This window comes from Pseudoxanthomonas sp., assembly GCF_036845285.1.
Taxonomy (GTDB): domain Bacteria; phylum Pseudomonadota; class Gammaproteobacteria; order Xanthomonadales; family Xanthomonadaceae; genus Pseudoxanthomonas_A.
Genome location: NZ_DAIUEE010000008.1, coordinates 89,412 through 102,001, shown reverse-complemented (window position 1 = coordinate 102,001; position 12,590 = coordinate 89,412). Strand labels below are relative to the sequence as shown.

The 12,590-nt window shown below is 66.4% G+C and carries 9 protein-coding genes; 4 read left to right on the top strand and 5 right to left on the bottom strand.

The genetic code is table 11. From position 1 onward, the window contains the following. Positions 1-75 precede the first annotated feature (75 nt). Positions 76-552 carry a hypothetical protein gene (locus V7060_RS11725; protein ID WP_334179423.1) on the top strand — a complete coding sequence of 159 codons (477 nt, stop codon included), beginning with the start codon at positions 76-78 and terminating at the stop codon, positions 550-552. On the opposite strand, the gene V7060_RS11720 is transcribed toward V7060_RS11725, so the two are convergent. Then, on the bottom strand, positions 553-993 hold the full coding sequence (locus tag V7060_RS11720; protein WP_334179422.1) for a nuclear transport factor 2 family protein: 441 nt from the start codon (positions 991-993) through the stop codon (positions 553-555). Between the two features lie 114 nt (positions 994-1,107). On the opposite strand from V7060_RS11720, the gene V7060_RS11715 reads away from it, so the two are divergent. Both V7060_RS11715 and V7060_RS11710 read left to right on the top strand, forming a co-directional pair. Further along, positions 1,108-2,787 carry a long-chain fatty acid--CoA ligase gene (locus tag V7060_RS11715; protein ID WP_334179421.1) on the top strand — a complete coding sequence of 560 codons (1,680 nt, stop codon included), beginning with the start codon at positions 1,108-1,110 and terminating at the stop codon, positions 2,785-2,787. A 266-nt stretch (positions 2,788-3,053) separates the two neighbouring features. Continuing rightward, positions 3,054-3,920, top strand: a complete 867-nt coding sequence (locus V7060_RS11710) for a crotonase/enoyl-CoA hydratase family protein (protein WP_334179420.1) — start codon at positions 3,054-3,056, stop codon at positions 3,918-3,920. A gap of 177 nt (positions 3,921-4,097) precedes the next feature. On the opposite strand, the gene V7060_RS11705 is transcribed toward V7060_RS11710, so the two are convergent. From V7060_RS11705 to prfB, 4 genes are all read right to left on the bottom strand, one after another. Continuing rightward, a complete protein-coding gene (locus V7060_RS11705) occupies positions 4,098-6,290 on the bottom strand; it encodes an ATP-binding protein (RefSeq protein WP_334179419.1) in 2,193 nt (730 codons plus the stop codon). Between the two features lie 3 nt (positions 6,291-6,293). Next, positions 6,294-7,379 (bottom strand): two-component system response regulator, encoded by a 1,086-nt coding sequence (locus V7060_RS11700; protein ID WP_334179477.1) that lies wholly within the window; start codon positions 7,377-7,379, stop codon positions 6,294-6,296. A 412-nt stretch (positions 7,380-7,791) separates the two neighbouring features. Continuing rightward, complete coding sequence (gene lysS, locus V7060_RS11695; RefSeq protein ID WP_334179418.1) at positions 7,792-9,303, bottom strand: lysine--tRNA ligase; 1,512 nt, start codon at positions 9,301-9,303, stop codon at positions 7,792-7,794. 102 nt (positions 9,304-9,405) lie between these two features. Then, a protein-coding gene (gene prfB / locus V7060_RS11690) for a peptide chain release factor 2 (RefSeq protein ID WP_334179417.1) occupies positions 9,406-10,531 on the bottom strand; the annotation gives its coding sequence in 2 pieces (ribosomal slippage) (positions 9,406-10,455 and positions 10,457-10,531; 1,125 coding nt in all). Between the two features lie 130 nt (positions 10,532-10,661). Here prfB and V7060_RS11685 point away from each other — a divergent pair. Then, on the top strand, positions 10,662-12,587 hold the full coding sequence (locus V7060_RS11685; RefSeq protein ID WP_334179416.1) for a diguanylate cyclase: 1,926 nt from the start codon (positions 10,662-10,664) through the stop codon (positions 12,585-12,587). The last annotated feature ends 3 nt before the right edge of the window (positions 12,588-12,590 follow it).

The following is a 12,590-nucleotide window of genomic DNA, read 5'->3' as shown; positions in this document are numbered from 1 at the left end:
GCGTGTTGCCGGTTCCGCGCAGTCGCTGCGTTGCTCTCTTGAAGGTCTCCTGTCGGAGGCCATGGGAGACCTGCCGTGAATCGACGCCTCCAGCGCTTCCTCGTGTGCGCCTGCCTGTGTTTCGGCGCACTGGCGACCAGCCCTGGTTTCGCAGCCGCGCCCGACCAGGACGAGGCGAAACGGATCGCCGGGCAGTTCGTCGCTGGCAAGCAATCCGCCGCAAGCAATCCGCAGGAGAGCTACGAAGCAGGCGATGTGGTCGTGAGCGATCTCGACGGCGACGGCCAGTCGGAGATCGTCGTCCTCTGGACCCTGTACGGTCCCACCTACTGGCACCATGGCGTGGCCGTGCTCGCGAAGCAGGGTGCGCGTTATGCGCCGGCCGGCGAGACGCAGGACGCCCTGGGCATGGTGGAAGGCATGACGGTGGCCGATGGCGTCATCCAGTTGAAGACGAAATGGCCCGGCCCCAACGATCCACGCTGTTGCCCGACCGTGTCCAAGACGCTGCGCTATCGCTGGACGCCGGGAAAGCTCACGCCGGTGAAGTGATCACTGCCCGCGTTCCCAGCGGGCGTGGTACACGCGCCAGTCGCCGCCCTCACGCCGCCAGGCCGTCGTGACGCGATAGGTGCCGGCCTGGTTCGGCAGCAGGCGTCCGCTGCTGGAGGTCAGCAGGACATTGAAGGCGATCTCCGCGTTCTCGCCATCCACCTTGACCTCGAGTGGTCCGGTGGTGGCGCCGATGCGCGCATTCATCAGTGCGTGCGCACGGATCATGTTGTGCAACGCAGCACGGTCCATGCCTTCTTCACCGGCGAAATCGGGGCTGACGCCGTCGATGAAATCGCCCGCCTTGCCGGCCTCCACTGCCGCCTGCATCGCATCGAACTGCTGCCGCAACTGCGCTTCCGGCATATCGCCGGCACAGGCGGCCAGCGCCAGCACGCAGGCGAACAGCCACCCGCGCGCGATGAATCCGGTCTTCGCCATCGAAACCTTCGCCTTTTCCATCCGGAACGGTATGCTCCCAGCAGGCGCCATCTCCGGCGTTCACCCATTGAACGCCGCGAGGCGACCCGAAGACCCTGGGGAGGGAATCGAACGATGAGTCAGGAACGTCCGTGGTTCAAGAGTTACCCGCAAGGCGTGCCGCACGAGATCGACCTGGAGCAGTACCGCTCCATCGTATCCGTCTTCGATGAAGCGATCGGCAAATACCGCGACCGCCCTGCGTTCCGCAACTTCGGCAAGACCCTGACCTACGGCGAGATCGACAAGCTCAGCCGGCAGTTCGCCGCCTACCTGCTGGGCGAACTCAAACTCAAGAAGGGCGACCGCGTCGCCATCATGATGCCGAACTGCCTGCAGTACCCCATCGCGATCTTCGGCGTGCTGCGCGCCGGCCTGACGGTGGTGAACGTCAATCCGATGTACACCCCGCGCGAATTGAAGCACCAGTTGGTCGATTCCGGCGCCAGCGTGCTGCTGGTGGTCGACAATTTCGGCAAGACCGCGCAGGAGGCCCTCACCGGCACGCAGGTCAAGCAGGTCGTCACGACCGCGCTCGGCGACATGGTCGGGTTCCCGAAGGGCGCCATCGTCAACTTCGTACTGAAGTACGTGAAGAAGATGGTGCCGGACTACGACATCCCCGGCGCCGTGCGCTTCAAGGACACGCTGACGCTCGGCCAGTTGCACACGCTGCCGGATATCGACATCGATTCGGGCGACATCGCCTTCCTGCAGTACACCGGCGGTACCACCGGCGTGGCCAAGGGCGCGATGCTGACGCACCGCAACCTGGTGGCGAACATGCAACAGGCCGGCGTGTGGGTCGGCACGGGACTCGACTACGGCCAGGAAGTCATCATCACCGCGTTGCCGCTGTACCACATCTTCGCGTTGACGGCGAACTGCCTGGTCTTCATGAAGCTGGGCGGCTTGAACCACCTGATCACCAACCCGCGCGACATGCCGGGTTTCGTGAAGGAATTGAAGGCCACGCGCTTCACCGCGATCACCGGCGTCAACACATTGTTCAACGGCCTGCTCAACACGCCGGGCTTCGACGAGGTGGATTTCTCCAACCTCAAGATGACCCTCGGCGGCGGCATGGCGGTGCAGCGTGCGGTCGCGGAAAAGTGGAAGAAGGTGACCGGCGTGACGCTGATCGAGGCCTACGGCCTGACCGAAACGTCGCCGGCCGCCTGCATCAATCCGATGAACCTGCACGAGTACAACGGCGCCATCGGCCTGCCGGTGCCCTCCACCGATGCATGCCTCAAGGACGACGATGGCAACGTCGTGCCGGCGGGCGAAGTCGGCGAACTGTGCATCAAGGGTCCGCAGGTGATGAAGGGCTATTGGCAGCGCCCCGAGGAAACGGCGAACGTGATGGACGCGGACGGTTGGCTGCACACCGGCGACATGGCGAAGGTGGACGAGAATGGGTTCTTCTACATCGTCGACCGCAAGAAGGACATGATCCTGGTCTCCGGCTTCAACGTGTATCCGAACGAGGTCGAGGACGTGATCGCGGGCCTGGAGGGCGTGCTTGAAGTCGCTGCGATCGGCGTGCCCGACGACAAGTCCGGCGAGGCCGTGAAAGTCTTCATCGTGAAGAAGGACCCTGCCCTCACCGCCGAGCAGGTGAAAGCGTTCTGTCGAGACAACCTCACCGGCTACAAGCAGCCGCGCCACATCGAGTTCCGTACGGAACTGCCGAAGACCAACGTCGGCAAGATCCTGCGCAAGGAACTTCGCGAACCCGCCAAGACTGCCTGAACCCTGTTCAGCGTTCTCGGAAAGGCCGGCCCTGTGCCGGCCTTTTCCTTTTGGTTCAGGACTTTAGGGTCCGATTCTAGACGCTCGTCACAAATATGGAGACTCGGGGCCGTCGGGAGGCCGCGACTTGCCGCAAGCGCGTGTGTGCACTGGATTTTAATTATTCGTTCAGGTGTAGGATCGGCGCGTGATGCCACTTGCGTCACATTAATCCGTCACCCGCTTCCCCTGCCACGCGGGCAAGAAACCCCTCCAAGGAGCTCCCCATGAACAACGTCGAAAAACTGCAGCGCACCCGTGCATTCCCCACCATTCGCGTCGAATCCGAACCCAGCGGCGATGCGCACTGGCTTTACATGCATTCGGATGTCGCACCCGGCGTGCGCCCGTGCTTCCGCAGCCAGATGCTCGACGACGTGTTGAGCTTCACCAACTCGATCACCCTGCGCGAATCCCAGCGCCAGCCCGGCAAATTGCGTCACCTGGTGATCGCCTCCGACGCGAACGCCTTCAACCTCGGTGGCGACCTGGAGCTGTTCTCCCAGCTGATCCGCGAGAACAACCGCGACCGCCTGCTGAGCTATGCGCGCCGCTGCATCGATGGTGTCCACCACCTCAACACCGGCCTGGGCGGCGACGTCCGCACCATCGCACTGATCCAGGGCGATGCGCTGGGCGGTGGCCTCGAAATCGCGCTGTCCTGCCACACCATCGTGGCCGAAGAGGGCGTGGACATGGGCCTGCCGGAAGTGCTGTTCGGTCTGTTCCCGGGCATGGGCGCCTACTCGTTCCTGTGCAAGCGCGTGTCGCCGCAGGTCGCCGAAAAGATCATCCTGGAAGGCAACATCTACACCAGCGACGAGCTGTACAGGATGGGCGTGGTCGACGTGCTGGTGCCGAAGGGCCAGGGCGCCGCGGCGGTGCAGACCATCATCGACAAGCAGCGTCGTTCGCCGCATGCGCACCTGGCGCTGAACGCCTGCCGCAACCTGGCGCAGCCGGTGGGCTACGACGAACTGATGGGCATCACCGAAGTGTGGGTGGATACGGCCCTGACGCTCGGCGACAAGTCGCTGAAGATGATGGAGCGCATCGTCCGCGCGCAGGAAAAGCGGTCCATCCGCGCCGCCTGACCACTCCCTGCACGTCTGCTGTAGCAACACCGGGACATACAGGGGAAAACCAGGGGGTTGAAGCGCGCAGAGCGCCTTCAAGGGCGAGTCCGGGTCACCGTACTCGCCAGAGACCCGCCACTGCCGTGCGACCCGGGAGATGCTGTCGGCCATCGCGCCCGGCCGCTGGCCATCGCATCAGGACGACGAACCTTCGTTGCCTTTTTCCGTCGCACCGCGCACACGCTGCCGCGCATCGAGCGCGGCACGGCCGTGACTGAGGTGCGAGTTCAGTGCCGCCAGGCGGTGCCGCCATTCGCGCGTGATCTGCCAGTCCGCCAGGCTCATCATCTCGCCTGCGGCCGCAGCGAGTTTCACCAGGCCGAGATTGCTGGCCACGCCTTTCAGCGCGTGCGCGTGTTCGCGGAGATGCTCGCCATCGCCACGCTCCATGGCATGCGCCATGGCGCCGATGCATCCGTCGGCGTCGTTGAGGCACTGCCCGATGAACTCGCGTTCGAAGGCATCGCCCATGCCGAGCGCGGTCAGTTCGTCCAGCACGCTGACATCGAGCACGCCGTCTGAGACTTCCGTCCGTGCGGGCATCGACGAAACGGCGGTCGCGGTGACGCGCCCGGAGGTGGCGATATCGGCGAGCGCATCCAGTAGCCGGGTCGCGACGACCGGCTTGGCGAGGAACGCGCGTGCGCCCGCCTGCTCGCAGCGCTGGATGGATTCGGGCGTGACGTCGGCACTGAGGATCAGCACCGGCGTGCGGCTGCCGCTGCCGGCTTCCATCACGCGCAGCTGCTTCAACAGGTCGAGACCGCTGAGGCCGGGCATGTGCAGGTCGCAGATGACGGCGTCGTAGGATGCCGACTCCAGCGCATCCAGTACTTCCTCGCCGCCATTGACGCAGGTGATGCGGTGGCCGGCCTTCTGCAGCAGGCGCTGCACGACCATGCGGTTGGCCTCGTGGTCGTCGGCCACCAGGATCTGCATGCTGCGCACGCGTGCGCGGTGGCGCAGGAATGGATCGGAGAACGCGATGATGTTCTCGGCACTGGCGGTGTCGGGCGCTTCCTCCAGCCACTCCGCATGTCCGTGCACCGCCGGCACGACGACGCGCTCGGGCACGGCTTCGAACGGCAGTTCGACCCAGAAGCAACTGCCACGCTGCTCATGGCTTTCGAACCCGATGGTGCCGCCCATCGCCTCGGTCAGTCCCTTGGCGATGGTCGTGCCCAGGCCGGTGCCGCCGTAGCGACGCGACAGGCTGCCATCGGCCTGTTCGAAGGCCTCGAACAGCCGCTCGCGCAGGGCGACCGGCACGCCGATACCGGTATCGGTCACGGTGAAGCGCAGGCGCATCCGGTTGCCCTCGACCAATGCCGGGGTGACCACCATGCGGACTTCGCCCTCGTCGGTGAACTTGACGGCGTTGCCGGCGAGATTCAGCAACACCTGGCGCAGGTGGCCGGCATCGCCGCGCAGCTTCAGCGGGATCGCGTCATCGACGGTGCCTTCGTAGCGGACCTGCTTGCCACGCGCCTGCGGCATCAGGATCAGGCCGATGCTCTCCACCAGTTCGCGCGGCGAGAACTCCACGACGTTGAGCTTGACCTTGCCGGCTTCGATCGCCGAGATGTCGAGCACGTCCTCGACCAGGCCCAGCAGCGTGCGCGTGGAGGCCTGGATGGTCGACAGGCATTCGCGCTGTTCGGCATCCAGCCGCGTCGTCGCCAGCAGTTCGGACATGCCCGCCAAGCCGTTGAGCGGCGTGCGGAACTCGTGGCTCATGTTGGCGAGGAAACGGCTCTTGGCCTCGTTGGCGCGGCGCGCCTCGTCGGTCGCGCGGGTCAGGTCGCGCAACAGGCCGGAGAGGTACATCGGCACGGCGATCAGGCCGAGCACCAGGCCCACGCCAAGGGTGAGGTTGGTCCGCCAGTAGTCGTTCATGGCGACCACGGCGGCGAACGAGGCACTGGCCATCGCCACCGCGACCACCAGGTAGCGGTTGCCGTAACGCAGGCCGTTGCCGACGGTGATCCACATCAGCACGACGTAGGCCCACGACAGCGGCTCGCCCATGCCGTTCATCGCCGCGGCCAGCAGGCCATAGTCGGCGATCATGCCCAGCCCGCGACGCACGTGCGACTGGCCTGGTTGCACCAGCAGCCACGCGAAGATGCCCAGCCCGTTGATCAGGCCCGACGTGATGATCGTCAGGACGATCGTGTACTCGCCCGCCGGCAGCGCCGCGCGCGAGGACGGCAGCAGCGCATAGAACAGGATGATCGAGATGACCGCGATGCGGATGGCGGCCTGGCCGTGCTCACTGTCGCCACGGTGCGCCAGGCGGGACTTCATCCAGCTGAGGGGATTGGTCATGGCTCACTCCATCCCTGGACGGTTCTGCACCGTCGAGTAGCGTTCGCAGATGTCATCGAGCCGCGCCCGCCCACGGATCAGCGCGTCGACACATGCGGGATCGAACAGGCGACCACGCTGGGCATACAGATACGCCAGCGCGGCGTCCTTCTCCCATGCCTTCTTGTACGGCCGCGGCGAAATCAACGCATCGAACACGTCCGCCACCGCCACTATCCTCGCTTCCAACGGGATCTGCTCGCCCACGAGGCCATCCGGATAGCCACTGCCGTCGTAGCGCTCGTGATGGCGCAGCGCGATCAGCGCACCGGCCTGGATGAAGCGGTTCTGGCTTCCCGAGAGCAGCTGGTGGCCGATCTTGGGATGCCGGCGCATGACGTCGGTCTCTTCGGCGGTCAGCGGCCCGGCCTTCATCAGGACCGAATCGGGGATGGCGATCTTGCCCATGTCGTGCAGCGGCGCGGCCATCTCGATGGTGCGCACTTCGTCTTCCGGCAGGCCGAGCTGTTCGGCGATCAGGCCGGCCACGTGCGCCATGCGTTCCAGATAGGCACTGGTACCGCTGTCGCGGTATTCGATGGCGCGCGCCAGGCGCGACAGGGTCTCGCGTTCGCGCTCTTCCACCTCGTGCATGCTGGACAGCAGGCGCTGCTCCAGCGACAGGGCGCGCTGCTTGACGTTCTCGGACTGCTGGCGCAGTTGCAGCAGGTTGCGGCAACGCGCGCGCAGCTCGCGCGGGCGGACCGGCTTGACCAGGAAATCGATCACGCCGGCTTCCAGCGCCGCCTGGCGGATCGGCTCGTCGCCGACCACGGTGATCAGGATGATCGCGATGTCGCGGTGCATCGGCAGCCGGCGGAAGCGGCGGGCGAACTCCAGCCCGTCCATGCCAGGCATGCGGTAGTCCAGCAGCAGCAGGTCGGTGCGGTTCTTCTCGCACCATTCCAGGGCCGCCTGCGGATCGCCGAAATCGTGGACGGCCAACTCGGACGCGATGTCCTCGATGACATGGCGCAGCATCGTGCGCGCAGACGTCTGATCGTCGACGATGACGATGTTCAAAGCGTTACCTACCCCTTGGGGCCACATCACGTGGCTGTCGGGCAAGGATACTCCGGCGGTGGCGGGGCTCGCATCCAACATGTCGGCAGTCCTGTTCGGCGGCACGGTCCCGGGCGGGGTCCGTGATCCACGAAGGGAACCGATGCGAATCACGGGGCCCCCTCCCCTGATCTCTATCGGCGCGGACGGCGGAAAATTGACCGTCCTGCGCGTGAAACCACGCAGGAACCGTGCCAGCCGTCGCAGCGGCCTGTCGGGACTCAACACGTTGACCTCCATCACGGATTGACGGCCTTCCCGTCCCTCCATGGCGGGCAGCGTGCCGGAATGCGGGGCCGGGCGATGGACGTTCGCGCCCCCGGTGGACCCGTCGCGTCATCCGGACGGGTGCGTATGCTGCCCCGGAGCGTCACTCTGTTGACGCGCCTGGCCTTGCGATTCAGCCGTGGCTTTCCGGGCGCATGTAGGGGAACAGCAGCACGTCGCGGATCGAATCCGAACCGGTCAGCAGCATGACCAGGCGGTCGATGCCGATGCCGAGTCCCCCGGTCGGCGGCAGCCCCACTTCCAGCGCACGGATATAGTCGGCGTCGAAGTGCATGGCTTCATCGTCACCGCCCTCCTTCGCCTGCACCTGGGCCATGAAGCGCGCGGCCTGGTCTTCGGGATCGTTCAGTTCGGAGAAGCCATTGGCGATCTCCTTGCCGTTGATGAACAGTTCGAAGCGGTCGGTGTAGCCCGGCGCATCGTCGTTGGCACGCGCCAGCGGCGACACTTCCACGGGATGGTCGGTGATGAAGGTGGGTTGCACCAGGGTGTGTTCCACCGTCTTCTCGAAGATCTCCAGCAACAGCTTGCCCCAGCCGTACGACGGCTTGACGTGGATCTTCAGGCGCTCGCAATGGCGCACCAGCGCATCGCGGTCGGTGCAGTCGGCGAGGCTGATGTCCGGGTTGTGGTGGCGGACGGCTTCATCCATGCGCCAGCGGCGGAATGCCGGCTCCAGGTCGATGTCCTCGCCGTCCCACGCCACCTGCCCGGTGCCCAGCACTTCGTGGGCGACGTCCCGGATGACGCCTTCGGTCAGGTCCATGATTTCGTTGTACGTAGCGTAGGCCTCGTACAGTTCGAGCATGGTGAATTCCGGGTTGTGGCGGGTGCTGACGCCTTCGTTGCGGAAGTTGCGGTTGATCTCGTAGACGCGCTCCAGGCCACCGACCACCAGGCGCTTCAGGTACAGCTCCGGCGCCACGCGCAGGTAGAGGTCCAGGTCCAGCGCGTTGTGGTGGGTGGTGAACGGCTTGGCCGCGGCGCCGCCGGGGATGTAATGCATCATCGGCGTCTCGACCTCGAGGAAGCGCCGCGTGTCCAGCCATTCGCGGATCGCGCGGATGATGCGCGAGCGCTTGATGAAGACGGCGCGCGCTTCCGGCGTGACGATCAGGTCGACATAGCGCTGGCGATAGCGCTGCTCGACGTCCGACAGCCCGTGCCACTTGTCGGGCAAGGGGCGCAGCGACTTGGTCAGCAGGCGGAAGGCATCGGCCTTGACCGACAGCTCGCCGGTACGGGTGCGGGTCAGCACGCCCTCCACGCCGACGATGTCGCCGATGTCCCAGCCCTTGAACGCGTCGTAGGTGTCGCCCAGCGTGTTGGCCTGCAGGAACAGCTGGATGCGCCCGGATTCGTCCTGGATCTGCACGAAGCTGGCCTTGCCCATTACCCGCTTGGCCATCAGGCGACCCGCCAGCTTCACCCGGCGGCCGGCACCTTCCAGCGCTTCGGCGGTCCACAGGTCGGCATCGTCGTATTGCGTCTGCAGGTCACCCGCGTAGTCGGTGCGACGGAAGTCGTTGGGGAACGCGATGCCCTGCCCGCGCAGCGCGGTCAGTTTGGCGCGACGCTCGGCGATGAGGCTGTTCTCGTCCTGCGGAGGCGTGTGGTCAGTCATCGGTTCTTATCGTGTTCCTGGACGTGGGAGCGACGTGAGTCGCGAACTTTCTCGGTGAACCTTCGCGACTCACGTCGCTCCCACAAGGGAGCTTTGGGTCGCTCAGGCGTCGATGCGTTTCGAACCGGCCTCCAGGCCGGATTTCAGGCTGGCCTCGACGAACTCGTCCAGGTCGCCATCCAGTACCTTCTGCGTATCGGAACGCTCCACGCCGGTGCGCAGGTCCTTGATGCGGCTCTGGTCCAGCACGTAGTTGCGGATCTGGCTGCCCCAGCCGATGTCGGACTTGGTCGCTTCCACGGCATCGCGCTCGGCGTTGCGCTTCTGGATTTCCAGCTCGTACAGCTTGGCGGCCAGCATCTTCATCGCGTTGTCGCGGTTCTGGTGCTGGCTGCGGCCGGTCTGGCAGGCCACGACTATCCCGGTCGGCACGTGGGTGATGCGCACCGCCGACTCGGTCTTGTTGACGTGCTGGCCACCGGCGCCGGACGAGCGGTACACGTCGGTACGCAGGTCGGCCGGATTGATGTCGATGTCGATGTTGTCGTCGACTTCCGGCGACACGAACACCGAGGTGAAGCTGGTGTGGCGGCGATTGTCCGAATCGAACGGCGACTTGCGCACCAGCCGGTGCACGCCGGTTTCGGTCTTCAGCCAGCCGTAGGCGAAGTCGCCCTCCACCCGCAGCGTGGCCGACTTGATGCCGGCGACGTCGCCGCCGCTGGCTTCCATCAGTTCGGTCTTCCAGCCGCGCGATTCGCACCAGCGCAGGTACATGCGCAGCAGGATTTCCGCCCAGTCCTGCGCCTCGGTGCCGCCGGCACCGGCCTGGATGTCGACGAAGGCGTTGGAGCTGTCCATCTTGCCGGAGAACATGCGCTGGAACTCCAGCTTGTCCACGTGCACGGCATAGCGCTCGACGTCGGCGACCACGGCGTGCGCGGTGTCTTCGTCGTTCTCCATCTCCGCCAGTTCCAGCAACTCGCTGGCGCCGGCCAGGCCTTCCTCGATGTCGCGGATGCCGTTGACCGTCTTGTCCAGCAGCGACCGTTCACGGCCCAGCTGCTGGGCGTACTCGGCGTTGTTCCAGATGTCCGGGCTTTCCAGCTCGCGGTTTACTTCTTCCAGGCGCTCGCGCTTGGCATCGTAGTCAAAGATACCCCCGGAGCGAGGCCAGCCTGTCCTGCAGGTCGGCGATGCGCTGGCGGATGGGATTCAGCTCGATCATGGGGTATGGGCGGGGGGGACGGAATCGGCCGGCAAGGATACCAGAGGCACACTGGAGGCCTGCGCCGGAGCGCCCGATGGAACAGAAGTTGCATCGCTGCGCAGGCGTCCTTCCCGAGAGCCGTCCGCTCATGCCGACTCCCGCCGCCGTGCCTGTTCCGCTGCTGACGTGCCTGCTGGGCCTGGCACTGCTGCTGGGCCTGCCGTCCTCGCGCGCCCAGGGCACGCAGCCGGTCGCGCAGGATCGCGCCAGCCAGGTGACGCGGTGCCTCCAATTGCGCCGCGATGCGCCACCCGTCGCGGTGGCACTGGCGGAGTCGCTGCTGCGCGAGCCCGACCTGACGGTCGAGGATGAAGTGAAGATCTTCAGCTGCCTTGGCATCGCCGCCGGCCTGGCCGGCGACAGGACGCGCGCGGTGGATGCCGGCGCACAGATGGAACGCCTCGTGCACCAGCACCCCGCCCTCGCCGTGCCGTTCCGCGCGCGTGCCTATTCGCAGGCCGGCTCGGTCTTCCATGGCGCAGGCCAGATCCATCGCGCCGAAGCAGCGTACCTGCGCGCCCAGCACCTCGCCGCGCAACTGCCGGCCGACGAAGCGGCCCTGTTCCAGGCCACCACGCTGAGCAACCTCGGCCTGATCCATGCCGACTACCTCGATTCCCCGGAGGTGGCCGACGGCTACCACCGCAAGGCGCTCGGTGCCGCTCGATCGGTCGGTCTGGAAGATCCGCTGATCCTGTACAACCACGCACTGAATCTTGTCCGGCTCGGCCGGACCGAAGAAGCCCTGGCGGTGATCGACGAAGGCGAAGCCATGGCCAGCCGCAAGCAGGCGCAGGCGGTGGCCGAGCGCCTGCGTGCCGAGCGCGCAGGCATCTGGGTCGCGCAGGGGCGCCTCGCACAGGCCCGTCCCGTGCTCGAAGCCGCGATCCAGATGCAAGAGACCCGCGCCGACAAACCCGGCCTGGCCGGATCGCTCGCCAAGCTGTCGGTCCTGCAGCGCATGTCGGGCGACACCGCCGGCGCGTTGGCCACCGCGCGACGCGCCTGGACGAACGTGGACGGCACGCCGCAACCGCAGAAGCAGCGCGAGGTGCTGCGCGCCTGGATCGCGGCGCACGCCGCGCTCGGACAGGCGGACGACGCCATGGCCGTCGGCGCACGCCTGCATGCACTGGAAATGCAGACGCTGAAGGAACAACGGCTGGAGCTGCTGGCGGACCTGCAGGCGCGCAGCGAAAGCGCCGCCGCGCAGCGCGAACTGGAGACGATGCGCCACCAGGCGCAGATCCGCGTGCTGAACGACGAGAAGTCCACGCAGCTGCGCCGCTCGGGCATCGCCCTGCTGGTGCTGCTGGTACTGGCGGGCGTCGGCTTCGGCCTGTTGCAGCGTCGGAAGAACCGGCAGCTGCACAAGGTCAGCGCCACCGATCCGCTCACTGGCCTGCGCAACCGGCGGGCCGCCACCGAAGCGATGAAGGCGATCTCGTCGCAACGCCCGGCGGCCGGCACCCGTCACGTGCTGTTCCTGATCGACATCGACCACTTCAAGCAGGTCAACGACAGCTTCGGCCACCATGCCGGCGACCAGGTGCTGGTGGCGCTCGCGTGCCGCCTGCGCGACCTGGGCCGCGTGGACGACGTCATCGCCCGCTGGGGTGGCGAGGAGTTCCTGATGGCATGCGCCGACCTTACCGAAGCGCAGGCCTGCACCGTCGCGGCCCGGTTGCACGAGGCGCTGTGCGAAGTGCACGAACTGGCGCCACGACAGCGCTGGTCGCTGACCGTCTCGCTCGGCTTCGCGCCGTTCCCGTTTTTCGACAACACCGCCAGCGGCTGGGACTACGCGCTGCGCATGGCCGACCGCGCCCTGTACGCCGCCAAGGACCGTCGCAACGCCTGGGCCGGCCTGTGGGGACGCGCGTTGCCTGCCGACGCCACGCTGCAGGCGTTGCTGGAAGCGCCCGAGGAGGCCGTCCGCAGCGGCGCCATCGGACTGGTCGCCAGTTATGCGGTGGAACGCCTGCCGCAGGTGCCTGCGACGCGCGCCGCGTAGCGG